This window comes from Hymenobacter sp. PAMC 26628, from assembly GCF_001562275.1.
In the GTDB taxonomy this organism is placed as follows: Bacteria; Bacteroidota; Bacteroidia; order Cytophagales; family Hymenobacteraceae; genus Hymenobacter.
In genome coordinates, this window is sequence record NZ_CP014304.1 from 2,634,696 (window position 1) to 2,652,580 (window position 17,885).

At 63.8% G+C, this 17,885-nt stretch carries 22 protein-coding genes; 2 read left to right on the plus strand and 20 right to left on the minus strand.

Annotated elements, in window-relative coordinates; all coding sequences use genetic code 11:
- Positions 1-5 precede the first annotated feature (5 nt).
- The 11 genes from AXW84_RS11615 to AXW84_RS11665 all read right to left on the minus strand — a co-directional run bounded on the left by AXW84_RS11615 (position 6) and on the right by AXW84_RS11665 (position 9,579).
- The gene (locus AXW84_RS11615) at positions 6-644 is read right to left on the minus strand and encodes an HAD-IA family hydrolase (RefSeq protein WP_068233069.1); all 639 of its coding nucleotides are present in this window, start codon (positions 642-644) and stop codon (positions 6-8) included.
- 15 nt (positions 645-659) lie between these two features.
- Positions 660-947 carry a hypothetical protein gene (locus tag AXW84_RS11620; RefSeq protein WP_068233072.1) on the minus strand — a complete coding sequence of 96 codons (288 nt, stop codon included), beginning with the start codon at positions 945-947 and terminating at the stop codon, positions 660-662.
- Between the two features lie 32 nt (positions 948-979).
- Positions 980-1,732 carry an SDR family NAD(P)-dependent oxidoreductase gene (locus AXW84_RS11625; protein WP_068233075.1) on the minus strand — a complete coding sequence of 251 codons (753 nt, stop codon included), beginning with the start codon at positions 1,730-1,732 and terminating at the stop codon, positions 980-982.
- A 275-nt stretch (positions 1,733-2,007) separates the two neighbouring features.
- Positions 2,008-2,841, minus strand: a complete 834-nt coding sequence (locus tag AXW84_RS11630) for a universal stress protein (RefSeq protein ID WP_068233078.1) — start codon at positions 2,839-2,841, stop codon at positions 2,008-2,010.
- A gap of 40 nt (positions 2,842-2,881) precedes the next feature.
- A complete protein-coding gene (locus AXW84_RS11635; RefSeq protein ID WP_068233081.1) occupies positions 2,882-3,103 on the minus strand; it encodes a hypothetical protein in 222 nt (73 codons plus the stop codon).
- A 9-nt stretch (positions 3,104-3,112) separates the two neighbouring features.
- On the minus strand, positions 3,113-4,567 hold the full coding sequence (locus tag AXW84_RS11640) for a BON domain-containing protein (RefSeq protein WP_068233084.1): 1,455 nt from the start codon (positions 4,565-4,567) through the stop codon (positions 3,113-3,115).
- Positions 4,568-4,797: 230 nt separating this feature from the next.
- Positions 4,798-5,214, minus strand: a complete 417-nt coding sequence (locus AXW84_RS11645; protein ID WP_157886964.1) for a hypothetical protein — start codon at positions 5,212-5,214, stop codon at positions 4,798-4,800.
- A gap of 568 nt (positions 5,215-5,782) precedes the next feature.
- On the minus strand, positions 5,783-6,307 hold the full coding sequence (locus AXW84_RS11650; RefSeq protein WP_236943111.1) for a chemotaxis protein CheB: 525 nt from the start codon (positions 6,305-6,307) through the stop codon (positions 5,783-5,785).
- 300 nt (positions 6,308-6,607) lie between these two features.
- Positions 6,608-7,777 carry a L,D-transpeptidase family protein gene (locus AXW84_RS11655; RefSeq protein WP_068233093.1) on the minus strand — a complete coding sequence of 390 codons (1,170 nt, stop codon included), beginning with the start codon at positions 7,775-7,777 and terminating at the stop codon, positions 6,608-6,610.
- A gap of 304 nt (positions 7,778-8,081) precedes the next feature.
- Positions 8,082-8,558 carry a BLUF domain-containing protein gene (locus AXW84_RS11660; protein ID WP_157886965.1) on the minus strand — a complete coding sequence of 159 codons (477 nt, stop codon included), beginning with the start codon at positions 8,556-8,558 and terminating at the stop codon, positions 8,082-8,084.
- Between the two features lie 34 nt (positions 8,559-8,592).
- A complete protein-coding gene (locus AXW84_RS11665; protein ID WP_068233100.1) occupies positions 8,593-9,579 on the minus strand; it encodes an NAD(P)-dependent oxidoreductase in 987 nt (328 codons plus the stop codon).
- A gap of 186 nt (positions 9,580-9,765) precedes the next feature.
- Here AXW84_RS11665 and AXW84_RS11670 point away from each other — a divergent pair, with 186 nt between their 5' ends.
- Entirely contained in the window at positions 9,766-10,587 is an 822-nt protein-coding gene (locus AXW84_RS11670) for a universal stress protein (RefSeq protein ID WP_068233104.1), read from the plus strand.
- 314 nt (positions 10,588-10,901) lie between these two features.
- On the opposite strand, the gene AXW84_RS26215 is transcribed toward AXW84_RS11670, so the two are convergent.
- Positions 10,902-11,030: a hypothetical protein gene (locus tag AXW84_RS26215; RefSeq protein WP_257722057.1), complete on the minus strand. Its 129-nt coding sequence runs from the start codon at positions 11,028-11,030 to the stop codon at positions 10,902-10,904.
- A gap of 93 nt (positions 11,031-11,123) precedes the next feature.
- Complete coding sequence (locus AXW84_RS26220; RefSeq protein ID WP_257722058.1) at positions 11,124-11,258, minus strand: hypothetical protein; 135 nt, start codon at positions 11,256-11,258, stop codon at positions 11,124-11,126.
- Positions 11,259-11,573: 315 nt separating this feature from the next.
- Between AXW84_RS26220 and AXW84_RS11675 the strand changes: the two genes are divergently transcribed.
- On the plus strand, positions 11,574-12,896 hold the full coding sequence (locus AXW84_RS11675) for a Fic family protein (RefSeq protein WP_157886966.1): 1,323 nt from the start codon (positions 11,574-11,576) through the stop codon (positions 12,894-12,896).
- Between the two features lie 17 nt (positions 12,897-12,913).
- Here the strand turns inward: AXW84_RS11675 and AXW84_RS23305 are convergent, their stop codons facing one another.
- The 7 genes from AXW84_RS23305 to AXW84_RS11710 all read right to left on the minus strand — a co-directional run bounded on the left by AXW84_RS23305 (position 12,914) and on the right by AXW84_RS11710 (position 17,820).
- Positions 12,914-13,744 carry an IS5 family transposase gene (locus AXW84_RS23305; RefSeq protein WP_236943112.1) on the minus strand — a complete coding sequence of 277 codons (831 nt, stop codon included), beginning with the start codon at positions 13,742-13,744 and terminating at the stop codon, positions 12,914-12,916.
- Positions 13,745-13,784: 40 nt separating this feature from the next.
- Entirely contained in the window at positions 13,785-14,597 is an 813-nt protein-coding gene (locus AXW84_RS11690; RefSeq protein ID WP_071892679.1) for an IS5 family transposase, read from the minus strand.
- Between the two features lie 346 nt (positions 14,598-14,943).
- Complete coding sequence (locus AXW84_RS25860; protein ID WP_335339467.1) at positions 14,944-15,312, minus strand: hypothetical protein; 369 nt, start codon at positions 15,310-15,312, stop codon at positions 14,944-14,946.
- The gene (locus AXW84_RS25865; RefSeq protein WP_068233115.1) at positions 15,309-15,716 is read right to left on the minus strand and encodes a hypothetical protein; all 408 of its coding nucleotides are present in this window, start codon (positions 15,714-15,716) and stop codon (positions 15,309-15,311) included. The genes AXW84_RS25860 and AXW84_RS25865 overlap by 4 nt, the downstream gene beginning before the upstream one ends.
- A gap of 60 nt (positions 15,717-15,776) precedes the next feature.
- A complete protein-coding gene (locus tag AXW84_RS11705; protein ID WP_204248369.1) occupies positions 15,777-16,409 on the minus strand; it encodes an alpha/beta hydrolase family protein in 633 nt (210 codons plus the stop codon).
- Between the two features lie 36 nt (positions 16,410-16,445).
- Positions 16,446-16,721, minus strand: a complete 276-nt coding sequence (locus AXW84_RS25520) for a hypothetical protein (RefSeq protein ID WP_204248370.1) — start codon at positions 16,719-16,721, stop codon at positions 16,446-16,448.
- Positions 16,722-16,809: 88 nt separating this feature from the next.
- Positions 16,810-17,820, minus strand: coding sequence for a helix-turn-helix domain-containing protein (locus AXW84_RS11710; RefSeq protein WP_082773848.1), 1,011 nt, complete (start codon positions 17,818-17,820; stop codon positions 16,810-16,812).
- Positions 17,821-17,885: the final 65 nt, after the last annotated feature.

Below are 17,885 nucleotides of genomic sequence, written 5' to 3' on the forward strand. Positions count from 1 at the left end.
GAAGATTAAACGGACAAGCCAAAAGCGGCTAATTGGGCGCAGGTCGAGGCGTAGCTTTCGTGGCAAATGCCCTGGATGCCCAGGCCAGCCGCCACGCCTACGAATAGCGGCTGGTCTTCCAAGTACAGCACTTGCTTGGCCGGCGTTTGGGCCAGGTCGAGCGCCAGGCGGAAGATGGCTACGTCGGGCTTGCTGAGGTGGACGAAGCAGGAGGACACGAAAAAATCCACGAAGTCGGCCAGCCCGAACGTGTGAATCCGGTGGGCATTCAACTCGCGGGCCTCGTTGCTGACCACGGCTATCTTGAGATGGTAGTTTGCCTTTAATTGCCGCACCAGCGCCAACATCGGGGGGTAGGGCTGCGATTGGGCAAACATAAACTCCTGAAATGCCGCCGCGCTAAACGACCGGGACCGGTAGAATACTACCTGCCGCAGGTAGTCGGCCAGGCTGAGGTGGCCCAGCTCGTAGGTGCTGAAAACCAACTGGTGCCGCCGTTCCACTTCCGCACCGTCCAGGCCGAAAGTAGTGGCCGCCAACTGGCGCGAGGCCAGGCCCCAGCCGTTGCTGAGCAGCACGCCCCCGATGTCCACAAACAGCGTGGTGATGGGGAGCGCACGGGCCGGGGGCGAAGGTTCCGTCATTGGAAAGCGCGCGGGCTAGCGGCTGACGGCCTCCGCTTTTTTGTGGGTGGCCAGCCGGGGCGCGTGCTTGCCTACGCGGCGGGCAGCGGCTTTGCGGAGCACGGGCTGAACGGCTTTGGCAGCGGTTGCTTTACCGGCTTTGTGCTCTTTGGCCAGCAGCTTAGCGAACTTCCGAGCGAGTTTTTTGGCGGCGTTGGCCACGGTTTTTTGCAGCTTTTTGGCGTGCTTTTCACTGAGGCCGGTCAGGTTGGCTTGCATACTTTCGGCCAGAGCCGCCTGCAACTGGGATTCGGATTTTTTCATCAGAGGGAAGGGCTGAGAATGGATGGGGGTGCTTATTTGGCCAGGTAGCCGCCATCGACGGGGTAGTAGGCCCCGGTCACGAAGGAGGCTTTTTCAGAACTGAGCCAGATGACCAGCTCGGCCACTTCCTCCGACTTGCCTAAGCGGCCAATGGGGTGTAGCGCCACCAGCCCAGCCTTGGTTTCGGCCGAAAACGCGCCCAGCAGCGGCGTATCGATGTAGCCCGGCCCCACCGCGTTGATGCGGATGCCCTGGGCGGCGTATTCCTGGGCGGCTGTTTGGGTGAGGCCGATGACGCCGTGCTTGGCCGTGACGTAGCCCGCCAGCGTGGGCGTGCCCACCTGCCCCAGGATGGACGACATGTTGATAATCGAGCCAGCGCCCTGCTTCAGCATCACTTCCAGCTCGTATTTGAGGCAGAAGAAAACGCTGTTCAGGTTCACATTGATAATCTTTTGCCAGCCTTCGAGCGAGTAGTCGGCCGTCAGGCTCAGCTCGCCGGTGATGCCGGCGTTGTTGCAGGCCACGTCGAGGGTGCCGAAGGCGGCCACGGTGGCTTGCACCAGCTGGCGGCACTGGGCGGGGTCGCCCACGTCGGCCTTGTAGAACTGGGCCTCGGCCCCGGCGGCCGTTAGCTTGGCCACCACCTGCTGGCCCTGCGCTTCGTCGATGTCCGACACCATGACTTTGGCCCCGTGCTGCCCGTAGAGCAGCGCCACGGCCCGGCCTATACCCGAAGCGGCCCCGGTAACCAGGGCGGTTTTTCCTTGCAAGTCCTTATCCATAAAATATGTGTTTTTTGCCCCGAAAGCGCGTGGCAACGCCGCCCGGTCCGGCTAGGGGTGGGAAGAAAGCCGGGCATAAAGGTCCGCGCCGGGTCATTTCCATATCCTGACGATAATTTTCTGATTAACTGATTTTTGTCAGGCTGCCAATGAAGCCGGGGACAAGCCCAATAAAAAGGCCCCGGCTTCCATTGCTGGAAACCAGGGCCTGAAGCAGCTTTGCGGATTGGGAGGTGAATGTATTGGTAGTTAAGCAGGTAGCAGAGCCCTACCCCCTATTCCACCTCCGGCACCAATAGCACCGGCACCTGGCAGTGGCGCAGCACGGCGGCCGTGACGCTGCGGTGAAACAACCCGCCTAAAAAGCTGCGCGGCCGGGCGATGAGCACCAGCAAATCGGCTTGGGTCTCGGCCAGGGCCTGCAAAATGCCAGCCACCGGCGACGAATAGATTTCCTGACAGAGCCGGAGCGGCGCCTCGGGCGGTAGCAGGCCACTGGCCTGCACGTCGGCTAGCGCCAGGTGGCTCGACCGCGCCGCCTCGCCGGGGCCAGGCAGAATGTGGGCCACCGTGTAAGCCGCCGCCCAGGAAGCCAGCAGCGGCGCCACGGCCAGGCCCGCCGCGTTGGGCGTAAATGGCTCCCCGTCGACGGCCACCAGTACGCGGCGCGGCGGACCGGCGGCGGTGGCAGCAGCGGGTACCAGCAGCACCGGCCGGTGCGTATCCCGCAGCACGGGCAGCACCTGGCTACGCAGCAGCTCATCGAGCAGGCCTTGGTCGGGGCCTAGGCCCATGGCCAGCAGTAGCGGCTGGTAGCGGCGGATGGCCGCCGCCACGTCATCCAGCACAATGCCGCTGGCTTCCAGCACCTCAGTTGTCTCCGGCAGGCTGCGGGCCAGGGCCCGCAGCGCCGTCATGGTTTCGGCCTCGTTGAGGTCCAGTTCTTCCGTGGCCGCCGTCAGCAGTTCGGGCTCGCTCAGCACCGGGTAGAGGTAGCAATGCAGCAGGACCAGGCGTAGGCCCAGTGGGCGGCCTAAGGCAGCGGCGTACCGTGCCGTGTGGGCCGCCGCCTCGGGCAGATTCGCCAGCAGGAGAATGGAGGAGTTCATAACAACTAGTAGTAAAACAGGGGGTTGCGCTCAGCGTAGCCTATTCGGTGGGCAACGTCCCAGCGAGGGGAAAAACCGGACTAACTACTGGGGTCTCGTCCACAAAGTCCGGTGCGGAATAGTCCGCTTCCCAGCCATCGGGCGTCATGGTGGCGTCGGCTTCCCGAGTAATGCGCAGGGTGGCCGGGCTCACGGCGCCCGCCTCGTAGTAGCTCGCCGTGTGCGATGGGCCGATGGAGCCGGGGCGGGGGAGCGAGCGCATAGCCTTGGTTTAAAGCAGTTTGGAGGCAGCAATCAGCAGGCAGTTGTCCACGTCCTGCGCGCCGGCCTCGTGGGCATCGTAGGCCGCCTGCTCGCGGTCGAGCCAGGTATCGACGGTACCGGTGAGGGTGGCGCGGCCGTTTTCGACCAGCACTTCGATGGCCTGGTTGTGCAGGCTGGCCGACCAGAAGTACAGCGTGCGGATGCGCTCGGCCAGCGCAAAATCCGAATTCGGATGGGCGGCGGGCCGCAGTGCGCCGGGATACCAGGCGGCGGGCGAGCCGGCAAAGCCGGTGCTGCCCAGTACGCGCACGTTGTTCTCGACCTCGGCCACGCCGTTCACGCCAGCGACGACCTCTGAGGCCTGGGCCTGCTCGAAGTGGCTGTTGACCTGCCCGTAAAGGTGCACCTTGCCGTTGGTCACGCGCAGGTTAAAGTCAAAAAAGCTCACGTAGGGGTCACGGGCCAGCGCATCCAGAATGGACTGGTGCACCACCACATCGGGCGTGAACCAGTGGGTGCGCACCTTCAGCAGATTATGCACGTTCCAGACGCCCACCACGTGGCGGGCGTCGTACTCGGCGCTTTGCTTGGCACGCAGGCTGCTCACCTCGCCGGTCAGCGTCACCACGGCATTGTGGACCGCTACTATTGGCTGATACGAGAGCACGCGCGGGTCGTAGCGGAAGGTAGCGAGCACGGCCTGGGCAATGTCTTCATTGCTGCGCTGGGCGAACTTTTCGCGCCGCATATCGGCACTCAGTGCCCAATAGGCCACAAATAGGTCCAGAGCATCGACACGGCTGGCCCCGGCCTGGTAGGCCACGGCTACCACCTGCGCCCGCTCGGCGGCGGTGCCCACGGTGCCGCTCAGGTGTACTACCCGGTCGTTGGTGCGCACTTCGACCAGGGCGCTATTCACCCGAATATCCCAGGCCAGCAGCTCGCGGATTTGGATACTGATTTCGGCATCCGAGTTCTGGATTTCGCCCCAGCGAATAGTCAACTCGTCGGTGACGAGGCGGCGCACGCCGTGCACGCCCCGCAGTACGCGCAGCACCAACTGCTGCTCGGCCCACGACTGCACCACGCCGGTGGGTGCCACCACGCCGTCGGCTACGGTGCAGGCCACGTTGTAATCGGTAGTGGCGGGGTCGGCGCTCAGGGCTTGGGTCACGGCGTGGTATAGCTCGTCGTTGGGTACATCGGGCGTGCTGATGAGTAACTCGTTGACTACCCCCCGCACGCCGCGCACGGCCAGGACAATTTCCTCGGCCCGCTCGCTGGCCAGCAGGTTGTCGGTGATGCCGGTCAGCTTCACAATGCCCTCGTGGGTGGCCACGTCAATCAGGTGCGCGGGCACCCCCTTTTTGGTAAGAAAAAACAGCTCGATGGCGGCCGTAATGTCGGCATCCGACAGGTGCTCGGTAGCGGTCGGTGGGGCGAAGGTTTCCAGGGTTTGCATGGGCGTGGGAAAAGGAAAAAACGGAAGATGTGAACCGGCCACAAACTTCCGCCCCGCATGCTGGCAGTGTCCTGACGATTATCGCCTTATTGCTTGACCTTTGTCAGGTTGCCCCACCAGGAGGCGCTACTCGGCTCCGGCCGGCCGCTACAGTACCCGGCTTAGCCGCAGGCCCCAGCCGGCGGCGCGCCAGCGCACGAGAAAACGCTTCATGAAAAGGGGCACTATAGCTACTGGGGGCGGGGTATTTTCCGGCCGTTGGCCGTGAGCGTGATGGTGCGGCTGAGGGCAGTTTCGCAGGTGGCCATTTCGTAGGTGAGGCCCCCGGTGCGGGCATTGGTTACCTCAATAGCGCGGCAGAACGCGCGGGTGGGGTAGTACGTAGTCAGGGTGTGCTTTATAGAGAGTGACAGGGCGGTGAGCGCCATATCCTGACCCGTGGCTTCCACATCGCCCTCCATGCTGAACCTCACCAGCCGGCGGGTCTGGTTTTGGGTGTAGCTGGCCTGGTACCAGTCATGAAACCGGCGCCACGTCACTTGCCGGGCCTGCGGGTACTGCTGAAACATCGCCCCGAAGGCTAGCGGCGGCACGTCGGCGGCCGCCATGGCCTGCGCGTGGGCCGCCGGGCCCGGCAGCAAGGCCACTAAAAGCAACCAAAGGAGTTCCAGGAGGACGCAGCTACGGGCCTTTTCGGTACTGCGGGCTGCCAGTTGGCGCGGTGGTACCACTTCTGGTGCCGGCCCTAGCACGGCTGGTAAATTTGCGCAGGCGCTATCCTCAAAAGTGGGGCAGCGGGGGCCCACGGCAGCCGAGCAAACAATGTAGTGGGGACCATTTAAAGGGAGCAAAGTATCAAGAGCAAGAAGAATAAGCCGCCCAAAAGTAGATGCGCCTACCCCCGCCTCTCATGACAAAACTCATCCGAAAGAGGTGAGCTTTGTTAAGTATCGCCACCGCTGTAGCTCGGGGTGCTGACGGGCTGGGCATCGGCCAGAAACTTTTGCAGGTTGTAGCTAGGCTTGAGGCACTTAGTTAAGAAGGGGTTTATTTAACGCGATTTTCTAACTAATCCACGGCATGAACGCCCGGAATGTCTGCTATCTGGAGTACCGCGTTAGCTGCCCGGCCAAGGTGCGCCTGGCAGGCTTAGCTTGAGCTCGCTGGCAAGTAATTGCTTCAGCAAGTGGCTTCTGTAGTGAGCGCTGCCGGGCGTCACAGGGATTCATCGGGCGTAGTCAGGTACACTAGCAGGGGCCCCAGTTGGGCTAGCGGCACGATATAATCAGCTGCTACAACCGTTAGCGCGTGCGCGGGCATAGTTGGCTGCTCGGCATCGCGCGGGTCTTGCACGATGACCAAGCCCCCCAACTGTTGCACCCACCAGAGCCCCGCGGAACCATCGTTCAGGTAGCCCGTAAGCACGACGCCAATCACGTGCGGGCCATAGGCATAAGCGACCGAGCGAAACAAAGCGTCGATGGATGGCCGGAACCGATTTTCCTTCGGCCCACGCGTCACCAGCACCTGGTTGCCGTTCAGCAGCAAATCGTGGTCGGGCGGGGCTATGTACATAACTCCTGCCTCAATAAGCTCTCCGTCTTGCGGGTGCTTGACCTTCAGCATCGATACGGAGTCGAGCAGCTGCGGCAGCATAGTAGGCGAATTGGGCGCCACGTGCAGCACCACCAAAATGGAGGCTGGAAAATCAGCGGGCAGGGTTTTAACCGGTTGCAGCAAGGCAGAAACACCCCCCGCCGAAGCCCCAATAACGACGATGTCCCGCGGGTATACTTGAGCTTTTTGTGGGGAGTGCGCGGCCATAGCTATGCTACTGCCAAGCAAATAGCGCTTGTAGGATTAAGTCGGACGGGGCCCGTTTTGAGCAGCCAAGAGGCTCAGTAGTCTTTTGTAAAAGTACGCCCTAGCCAGTGCCACCGCCATGATGAAAGTTATCCGACTGGATGACGCTTAGCAAAAGATGCCCTGGTACCCGCCGCAGTGACCCGTCACAAAGGCGCCCGGCGCGTAGGGCACGGACTACGACTTGGGGCCAAACAACCCCCGGCGGATTACCTCGTCGCGCTGGTAGAGGTCGGGCAGGAAGCGCAGGTGGCCGCCCTCGGCCGTGCAGGTGGCGTAGCGCACAAACAGCGCGATGGACCGGCGCAGCGGCACGTCTCGGGGGCGGGGCTGGCGGGCGCACTCGGCCTCGCTGGGCAGCTGCACCGGCTGGCCGCCGCGCCGCAGCAGGTAGGCGGCCAGCGCCAGGGGCTGCTCCAGGCGGATGCAGCCGTGGCTCAGCGCCCGATAGGGTTGGGCAAAAACCTGGCGCAGGGGCGTGTCGTGCACGTACACCGAGTAGGGGTTGGCGAAGCGGAATACGATGTTGCCCAGCGCGTTCTCACAGCCCGCCGACTGCCGCACGGTGTAAGCGAAATGCTGGGCGCTTACAAGCGCCCAATTGATGCCGCTCGGGTCGAGTAGCCGGCCCCGGCCGTCGTAGAGGGCATAGTTGTTGCGGGCCAGGTAGCCGGGGTCGCGCTGGAGGTGGGGCAACATTTCCTTCACCGCGATGGAGCGGGGCACGTGCCAGTCGGGGGCCAGCGTGAAGTGGTCGATGGTGCTGCTGAGCGTCGGCGTGGGCGTGTCGGGCTTGCCCACCACCACCCGGTGGCGGCGCAGCACCGAGTCATGGGCGACCAACAGCAGCTCGCAAGCGGGCAGGTTCACCAGCACGTAGGCGGAGTCGGCCGCGGGCAGCGCCTCCCAGCGCCAGCGCTCCAGGTTGACGGACACTTGCTCGTAGCGGGCTTGGTGCTGCACCGCCGAATCCGGGACCGTGGGCAGCCTAAGCCAGCTGGCCAGCGCCTGCTGCAACTGGCGATATTCGCGGTTGGTCGGCTGCCCAGCGAGCAGGGCGGTGCCCACCGCGTGGCTCGCCAGTCCCGCCCGTAGCCGCGCCGCCGGCTGTCCGGCCGGTCCCGCCAGCCGCTCCCGCGCCGATGCGGTGTAGCGCCGCAGCCGCCCGCGGCTGAGGTCGCGCAGGAAGCGCAGCCCCGCATCGCTGAGATACACGTCGAAGCGGGCGAGCTGATGCGCACGCTGGGCCGGCGTGCCAGGCTGGGCAAGCGAGTCGCGCAGGGCCCCCAGGCGGGCGCTACCGTAATCCGCCGGGCGCAGGCCGTGCGCGGGGGCCTGGGCCAGCACCTCCAGGGCGGCCAGCGGCCAGCCAGGCGGGCGCGGGGGTAGCGCCGTAAAAAGCCCGCACCTCGGCCCCGGCCTGCAAGCCCAGCTGCGCATCCAGGCGGCGAGCGCTGCCGGCCACAGTCGTATCCAGTAACGCCCGGACGAGCGAGTCCACTGGCATATTCTTCTGATTTTCAGTTACCAATGGCTGCGTAGGTAGTAGCCGCGATGCCGTAGGTGCCGAGCCGCACTGCGCGGCCAGCAGCAGGCCCACGCCGGTGCCAAGGAGCCGGATAGCAGGGAGAAAAACCACGGGGGAAGCGGGCTAAAGGTGGCGGGTGGGGAGGCTGTCCAGCGGATGGGCCGGGCCGGTTTCGACAGCCCCCTGGGCCACAAAGGCTGCCAGCAGGGCCATCAGCTGGGGGCGGGGGTAAGGCCGGTGCGCCAGGCCCAGGCCGTCGGGCGGGGCCTCGCCCAGCAGGGCGCGCAGGTCGTCGGGGTGGGCCATGCGGCAGCCCATCGCCCAGCCGGCAAAGCTGCGGGCGGCACAGGGCCCCTCGCCCAGTACCTGGCAGTGAAAGTGCCGCGTATCAGACAAGATAACGTGGTAGTAGAGGTGCCGCACGGCCGTTTTAGGGCCTTCCAGTACCTGCAAAAACCGCCCGTCGGCCGTGTGCAACAGCACCCCCGAAATGTTGTGCGCCTGGTTGTGGGTCCGGCCCCGGTGCAATAGGGCGGCCAACTCGGGCGCGCCGAAATCGCCCATCGCCTGGCTCTGGTAAATTAGTTGGTACGGGTTCACAGGGACTAAAGGCAGATGAGAAAGGTGGGGCAGGCTACAATTCGTGCGGGGCCGACTGGGCCTGGCCCCAGGCGTCGAAGGCAGCCACGGCGGCGGTGGCAATGCTGGCCAGGGCCTCGCGGGTGAGAAAGCCCTGGTGCGCGGTAAGGAGCACGTTATCATAAGTGAGCAGCTCCGCAAACGTGGCGTCGCGCAGCGGGTCGCGGGTGTGGTCAGCGAAAAACAGGCCCGCCTCGCCCTCGTACACGTCGAGGCCCAGGTAGCCGAGCTGGCCGCTGGCCAGCGCGCGCAGGGCGGCGGCGGTGTCGAGCACGCCGCCCCGGCCGGTGTTGAGGAGCACCGCGCCGGGCTTCATCCTGCCCAGCACCTGGTCATCGAACAGGTGCCGGGTTTGGGCGGTGAGTGGCGTGTGCAGGCTGATGATGTCGGCCTGGGCGCAGAGGGTGGGCAGGTCCACGTACTCGAGGCCGTAGCGCTGGCGCAGCTCGTTGTTGGGAAGGAGGTCTTCGCCCAGCAGCCGGCAGCCGAAGCCGTGCAGGATGCCGGCCAGTACGGCCCCGATGTGCCCCACGCCCACGATGCCCACCGTTTTACCGCACAGTTCGAAGCCGACGAGCTTGTCGAGGCAAAAGTCGTTGGCCCGCACCTGCTGGTCGGCCCGGCGCAGGTGGCGGGCCAGGGCCAGCAGCAGGGCCACGGCGTGCTCGGCAATGGCGTGGGGCGAGTAGTCGGGCACGTTGGCCACGCGTAGGCCCAGGCGGTGGGCGGCGGGTAGGTCCACGTTGTCTGTGCCGGTGGCGCGCACCAGCACGTAGCGCACGCCGTGCGCCCAGAGCTGCGCCAGCACCGGGGCCGACAAATCGTCGCTCCCAAACACGCTGACGGCCAGCGCACCCTGCGCTAGCGGCACGGTCTGGTCAGTCAGGCGCTGCTCATAATACTGCACCTGGTGCTGGCCGGCATTGGCCTGTTCCAGAAAGGGCCGCTCAAAGGCCAGCGCGCTGAAGACCATAACGTTCATGAGCTAATAGGCTTTAGTAAATTGAAAATCAACAACTAGCAACTTCAGAAAAACGCCTGCAAGGTTCCGGCCCCGGCCCGGCCGGCCCCATGATAAAAATCAGGTGGGAAGCTGACGTTTGGCAGGCCCGGCGGCGGCCAGCGCCCGGTTCTTTGCGGGCAGGTTTCACCTCCCCTACCCCAGCTCATGGCGCTCTCGCTGCTCGTGCTCACCGATTTCTTCCAGCCCGCCGACCACGCTCTGGCCTACGCCGACGCGCTGGCCGGGGCCATTGGCGCGCAATTGGTGCTGCTGCACGTGCGCCGCGACGCGGTGCTCGACCCCGAATACCTCACCGGCCGGGTCGATAACCTGAGCCAGGAGGCGATAGACCTGGCCCTGGCCAGCCTGACCCGCGACGTAACCGCCCCCACCGTGGCCGAAGTAGGCCACGGCCGGGTAGCCGAAGTGGTAGCCGCCGCCCTGGCCCGCCACCAGCCCGCGCTGGTGGTGCTGGGCCACCGCAACACCGACGGCATGGCCGACGAGCTGGTATCGACCGCCGCGCTGAATATCCTGCGCACCGCCCCGCAGCCCATGCTGGTGGTGCCCGTGGGGGCCGCGTCCACCGTGCCGCGCCGCCTGCTGCTGGCCCTCGATGCCGAGCCTTTCAGCCTGGGCGGCCACACGGGCCTGGTGCGGCACCTCTTCGACGCCCTGCCCGCCGAGCTTACCGTCCTGCACGTGGGCGCCGACCGGGACGAAGCCACCACGGGCACGGCCGCCGCCGTCGAAGCCATTGAGCGCACCGGGCTGGTCCTCGACCTGAGTGGCGGACTGCCCACCCGCAGCCTGGTCCACGCCACGCCGGCCGGCGGCATCCTGGAGGTGGCCGCCACTGGCGAGTTTGATGCAGTGGTGCTGGTGGCGCGGCCGCGCAGCTTCCTGGGCGAGCTGTTTCACCGCAGCGTGACGGCGCACGTGCTGCTGCACAGCCCGATACCAGTGCTAGTGCTGCCGGCGGAGTAGTTGGCTTATTCGAGACCAGCGAAGCAGGCACCTGGCTCACGGCCCCCTACCTAGGCGCGTATACTAGAGTGCCCGGCGCAGCGGCTCCCGGTTATTAGTCAGCTTTAGCACCACCGCCGGCTTTACGCTCACGGCCGGCGAGCGGGCGTGGCGCAACTGCTAGGCTCACGGGCGGGTCAGCCGGGCCGAGGCTGAGGTGCAGCGCGTGTTCGAGTTGGCGCCCGTGGCCATTATCACCTTTCAGGGCCCTGATTTTGTAGTCGAGCTGGCCAACGCTGCCATGGGTGTGCTCTGGGCGCGGCCCCCGGTCGAGGTCATTGGCCGGCCCTTTTTTCGAGGCCTTGCCGGATGCGGCGGGCCAGGGCCTCGTAGAGATTTTTGCGGCGGTGCACCGCACGGGCCAGGCGCAGCACTTGTCGGAGCGACCACCACGAGCGGGGCATAACGCAGCCCGGCGGCCCACTGGGGGGAAAGCGATTTCCCAAGAGCGTTACCACCGCCTCGGCGCAGCAGTGGCAGTGGCATAGCGGCGAGCACTAGTCGCCTATAATACGGCTAGAGTGCGAAGCGGCGCTGCCGGTAGCTTGTGTCTGCTCCGCGCGTACTTGCACGTCGTCGACGCAAAGCAGGCAGGTGAGGTACAAGGAAAACAGCAGGGCAAACAGGCGCATCGGGGTAAGGATAGCGAACGCTGAATTGGGCATCGTGGCGTAAGGCTTCTTTGCCACGAGTGTTCGATAACTATTAGGCGCGCTAGGCTGTTCTTAATCTAAAGAAAAGCGTAAAAAGTCTCTCTTAATAAAATAAATTTAACAATTAGGCCCTTTTAGTACGCCTTAATGGAAAAAAATGTGCGTTGGCCCCTGTTGGTATTCAGCACTTCCGACCCGGCGCTGAACCGGCAGATTCGGGGTGCCCGGCAGCGGGGGGAACTGCGGGAGGTAGCCTCCCGCATCTACTCCGCAGACTTAACCACTGCACCGGAAATGCTGATTCGCAAGAACTGGCTGCCGGTGGTACAGCACCTGTTTCCGGGTGCGCTCATCAGCCACCGCTCGCAGCTGGAGGGTCAGCCCACGGCCGATGGGCACCTATTTCTGACGTATAAGTACACCCGCAACGTGACCCTGCCGGGGCTAGTAGTGCATCTGCTGGAAGGGCCGGACCCGTTGCCGGGCGATGCGCCGTTTGGGGATGGTAGCCTGCTGTTCGCGTCGGAGGCCCGGGGCCTGCTGGAAAACCTGCAACCAGCCCGCGTCCGCCAAGGCGGGGTGAGCAAAGCATTACCGCTGGAGAACGTGGAGGAGCGCTTGGAAATGGTGCTGCGCATCCGGGGCGAAGAAGGCCTGAATGCCCTGCGCGACCAGGCCCGCGAAGTGGCGGCGGCCCTGGACTGGCCCACGGAGCTGGCGGTGCTGCAACGCATTGCCGGCGCGCTGCTCAGTACCCAATCCAGCAAAATCCTGACTTCGCCCGTGGCCCGCGCGCGCGCGCTGGGGCTACCCTTCGATGCCGGCCGGGTGGATCTTTTTACCACGCTGCTCAGTGCGCTGCACGCGGCCGTGCTACCACGGCGGCCCGACCCCGCGCCCGTAGCGCCGCCCTTTTACACGGTGGCATTCTTTGAAGCCTACTTCTCCAACTTCATCGAAGGCACCGAGTTTCAGGTGGACGAAGCGCACCGCATCGTAGAAACCGGCCAGCTGGTGGGCGGGCGGCACGCCGACTCGCACGACGTGCTGAGCACCTACCAGCTGTGCAGCAACGGGGCTGAGATGCGCGTGGTCCCGCAGTCGGCCGAGGACCTGCTGGCCATTTTGCAGCGGCGGCACGCCCAGCTGATGCGCGCCCGCCCCGACAAGCGCCCCGGTCAGTGGAAAGAATACGCCAATCAGGCCGGCCTGACCAGCTTTGTGGACCCCGGCCTGGTGCGCGGCACCCTGCACGAGGGCTTCAAGCTCTACCGCAGCCTGAGCGAGCCATTGGCGCGGGCCATGTTCATGATGTTTCTTATCAGCGAGGTGCACCCGTTTGATGACGGCAACGGCCGCCTGGCCCGGCTGATGATGAATGCCGAGCTAGTCAGTGCCGGCCAGTGCCGCATTATTGTCACCACTCACGCCCGCGAAGGTTACCTCGATGCCCTGCGCCGGCTGAGTCGGCAAAGCGACCCCAGCCTATATATCCGCATGCTGAGTGGTGCTCAGCAGTTTGTAGCCGACTTAAAGCCGGACTCTTACGAGGCGGTGAAAGCGCAGCTGGAAGGTCAGAATGCCTTTACGGAAGTGTCTTCCGAGCTGCGCTGGTAAGGCGGTAGACTAAGAGGCTATCCAAATAGGCAATTGTACCACGTTATTCGGGCGCAGGCAAAACGGAGCACGGCGAGGTAGTTTTCGGGCTTTTTGGCCCAGCGGGTGAGCAGGTGGCGGAAGCGGTTGCGCCAGGAGTGGGTCCGCTCCACGGCCCAGCGCCGGGCTTTCTGGCCGGCTTTTTTAGCCTGGACTTCTTCCCCACGCGGGCGGATGTGGGCCGTGTAGCCCAAGCCGGCCAGCAGTTCGCGCACCTGTTTCGAGGCGTAGCCGGCAGCCAGGCACAGCCCCTGCTGCCCGCTGCCCGGTGGGCTTGCCGGGCCGCTTCGGCCTGGGGCGGCACGCTGGCCCAGGTGCTCTCCACCAGCTTCCCGTCGTGGCGGTTGGCCCCGTCGAGCACCAGCCCCACCGGGATGCCCCGGGCCTCCGTCAACAGGCTGCGCTTGACGCCGCCGTTGCCGCGGTCCGTGGGGTTGGGGCCGGTTTTTTTTTCCGCCCAGCGGCGCTTTGTGCAGCGAGCCGTCGAGCGCCATCCACGCAAAATTCAACCCAAGCAGCTCGTCGTAGTCGCCCAGGGCCTCGTCCCAGCGGCGGGCAAATACGCCGGCTTGCACCCACTGCTGGAACCGGCTGTGGGCGGTACTGCTTTGGCACAAACCGGTTGCATCCAGCGCTTTCCACTGGCAGCCCGTGCGCAAAACGAAGAAGATGGCGCTCCGCGCGTCCCGGTCCGGGATGCGCGGCCGATGGCAGCCCAGCGGGTGGGCCTTGCCCACATGCGCGGGCAGCAGGGGCGCTAACCGCGCCCAAAGCGTGTCTGAAATCGTGAATTCTTGAACTGTCGCCATTAGCCAAAGTTAATCCCCTATTTGGATAGCCTCTTAGAGGCTATCCTAAAAATAAGAGGGAGTGTCGCCAGACAGTATTGGCGCAGGCCAGGTGCAGGAAAGCTTCGTAATTGGCCACTTTCTTTTCCCAGCGGATGAGCAAGCGACGGAAGCGGTGGAACCTGGCCCGGGTGCGTTCGACGACCCAGCGGCGGGCGCGGTAGCCGGGCGGGCGGCATTTGTCGGCTTCTTCGCCCCGGCCCAGGAGGTGGACCCGGTAGCCCCATTGCGCGAGCAGGCGGCGGATGGCTTCGGCGGCGTAGCCCTTGTCGGCGCAGCAGCCGGGGGCAAAATCGCCTTCGGCCGGCGGCGGCAGCACGGGTATCGCGTCGGGCACGGCGTGCACCTGGGTGACTTCGTGCGCGTTGGCCCCGGTGACGGCCACGCCGATGGGCAGGCCCTGGGCCTCGGCCAGCACGTGGCGCTTGACGCCACCCTTGCCCCGGTCGGTCGGGTGGGGGCCGACGGCCTCGCCGCCCAGCGGGGCCTTGGTCTGGCAGGCGTCGAGGCACTGCCCGTCCCAGTCCAGGCGGCCTTCGGCTTGCAACTGAACCAAGCCGCTGGTCCAGCGCTGCTTGAACACGCCGGCCAGCGTCCACTCCTGGAACCGGTCGTGAACGGTGGCGGCCGCCCCCAGGCACCGGGGCAAGGCTTTCCACTGCATCCCCGTACCCAAAACATAGTACCTGGCGAAAAACATCTGGCGGTCACAGGCCCGGGGCCGGCCCCGCCGGCCAGGGCCACTGGGGGCGTCCGGCAGCAACGGCTCGACGGCGGACCACACGGCTGGCGAGGGCAAAAAATCAGCGTGAATCGTAGCTTCGTAGTCGGTTGTAGTCGGTTGTAGTCGGACGCAACGGGAAGCTTGCAAGGTGTGGTAACCCCAAAATTCTCGCGTCTGGCTACAACTTCCTTATTTTCCGGATAGGCTCTAAATTAACTAGTAGGAGAATAGACTTGTTCCCGAATAAGAAATGGCTGAAAATTTGCGTCCCTTTGGGCAACTGGGTGGGCTATTTGGCTTGGCCAAGCCAGTATCCTCAGGTTCTTGGAGCAGCTACCGTTTCTGGCTCCAAATACGGCTTGGAAAACATTCGATTTCTTATTGGGGAACAAGTCTATAGCTTAAGCCCGGCAACTGCCAAGCCCATAAATAAGGCTTACGCTTGGCCAGCTTGGGCAGGGACCAGGAAGGCTTGGATATCATGCACAGTAGCCTTCGCCGAGCGGCCCAAGCCAATCAGCGTCGCGGAGGCAAAGCCCGTCCAGCTGCCGTAGCCCACCAGCCACAGGCCCGGCAGGGCCGTCGCCCGGGTGCCCGCCGTGGTTACCCGGCCATCGGGCTGCACTACGCCCAGGCCCGCCAGCAACGAGAGGGCCGGCCGGAAGCCCGTGCACCAGATTACCGCGTCCACGGCTTCTTCGTGCCCATCGGCCCAGACCACGCCCGTGCGGGTAAACCCGGCAAAGGGCCGCACGCTGCCCAGCACGCCCCGGTCGCGGGCCTCCTTCACCGAGTCTACCATCACCACATTTCCCAATGACGGCGGCGGGGCTGGTGCTTCGCTCCCCTGCGCGTGGTAGCGCTGCGTAACAGTACGCGGCCATCCACGTCATCGGGCAGCAAGCGAGGTGCTCTTTCCGTGACCCACGTGGTGCGGGCCACCCGCGAAACTTCGGCTAGTACCTGCGCGCCGGAGTTCCCGCCGCCCACCACCAGCACCCGCTGGCCGGCGAAGGACGCAGCTTCGCGGTACTGGGCCGAGTGCACCCGTACCGCGCCCACTTGGTCGGGCCGGGCCCCGTCCTTCAACTCGCAGGCGATAAAACCCGGAATGCCCCTACGTACAATATGGCAAACTACTGGACGCACCCGCGCCCAGACCTTCGCGGCGGGTGCGTCCAGTAGTTTGCCATATTGTACGTAGGGCATGAACTTGGTTGTAAGTTAGGTAGCGGCGGCGCAGGCCACGGCATGCCAGCTCTTCGCGGCCTAGCCCATATAGGTGGCAAACCAGTCCAGTATCTGCGCTGGCTCCCGTTGGAAGTACGTGTACCCGTCCCAGCGTCGGGTCGTCCCTTGAATCCAGAACAGCTTTTTTGCATCGCCCGGAATGTTGTCGAACATCGCTTGCACGTCGCTGGGGGTCGTCATTAAATCGTCGTGCACTTGGTACAGGAACGTGGGAATCTGGATGAACTTAGCCGCCTCAACCGGCGATAAATCGTCCAGCTTGAAACTGGTGATAAGCTTAATTTCGTGGTCTAGCTCATCGATACGCTCCGGGATGCCAAGCCTTTCGAGGTCTCTTTCCAAGGTTGCCCGCACCGACAGCGGCTGCACGCCTACGAGGCACCGCATCCCTTTGAAGTAGTCGGGGTACTGTTGCATGGCGAATAGGGTAGCATTGCAGCCCAGGCAGCGACTGAACAGGCCCACCGTCATTCCACTCAATTCCGGCCGGCTCTTCACATATAGCAGCGAACCGATGACCTCACGAGCGTTCACGATGCCGGCACTGCCCAGGCCATTGCCAACATTGCTATGCCCAAAATTGCGCAGGTCGTACGTCAGCACATTGTATCCGGCATCGTGCAGAATTTGATAGTCCGGGAGGAACTTCACTTCGAAGTCGTTGCCCGTCGCGGCAAAGAGTGATTTTCACGGCTCTAAATGTGACGCGAGTCCGTAGCGGTTGAATCCCATCGGATGATTGACGATGAGGAGTTTACGTGACCCTTCACAGGGGATAAACCACGCTTCGATTGACACCCCATCCAAGGCCGGAAACGAGACGCTTTCAAAGTCGAAGTCGTAATCGGCCGGGGTTTCCAGAATAGGTGAGCGCATCGGATAGCCGACGCTCTTGGCGATGTCTTTAAGTGTTTGCTGAATTTGCGCCTCACGCTGGGCACTCTGTTTCACTTGCGTTTCCATCGGAGAACAGTACGGTAGTGGGTTGTCCCACAAATTTCCGGCAGTCATCCAAACGGATGCTTGCAAATTTCAACGCAATACTTGCACGCTAAGCACGGGTATCGGCCAGTTGGCGAAACTGCCGCGGCGTGGTGGCGGTGTGCCGCTTGAAGAAATTCGCAAAATGGGCAGGCTCTCTAAAGGAAAGCCGGTAGGTGATTTCCTTGACCGTGAGTCGGGTTTGGGAGAGCAGCATTTTGGCTAGCGCGATAAGGTGCTCGTGCAGCAGCTCGTGGGCAGTTTTGCCGGTCGCGCGCTTCACGGCGGCGTTCAGGTAGTTGGGGTGAAGGGCGAGCTTATCGGCATAGAAAGCCACGCTGCGGTTGGTGCCGGTGTCCGGTGCCTTGAAGAAGGCATCCAGCAACCGCTTGAATTCCCCGGCAATGGCCAAGTCGTTCGGTGTGCCCGCATTCGCCGGGGACGGCGTGCCGCAGTGGTGCCGCTCGTAGATGCGCCGTATCTGCAAAAGATATAATTGCAAGTACGTGCTAATCAGGCCCAAACGGCCGCGTTTACTGCCCTGGTATTCGGCGAGCAGTTGGTCAAAAGTGCTTTTCAAGACCGCAGTCTCTTCGGGCTCCAACTCAAAGGGCGTGGCCCGGTCGAGCCGCAGAAAGGGCATATCAGCAATTAAGGCGGCCAGAAATGAGCACTTGGCCAGGAAGGCTTCGGTAAACGCCACGTAGAAGCAGGTTGCGCCACGGGGCGTGCCCCCGGCAGATAATATCTGATAAAGCAGCTTAAAGAACAAGATGGGCTTCGCCAAATTAAGCACCGACGACGTGGCTACCGGGTTGAGATGCACCGACGTGTACACCGATATCAAATATATCCGGTGCCGAAAAGTCTGAAAGCAGTGTTCCTCACCATCCGCCTCTTTTCGCCGAATATCCAGGTCGTCTTCCAGCGGCTGCGGGCCGCCCACGTGTTTAAAAAACTGCTTTAAGTCTTTTACTTCCTGTACTTTCACTTCCAGCATAAGAACACGGATGTTTAAAAAAAGGGTGCTGCGGGGCCCGAGTGCCCAGCGCCTGCGCGACGCGCCTAGCCGCTTGCCCATCCTGGGTGACGCGGCGGACCTCCTCGGCTCAGAAGGCCCGCATCATACTTGGTTCTAAGCCGTTT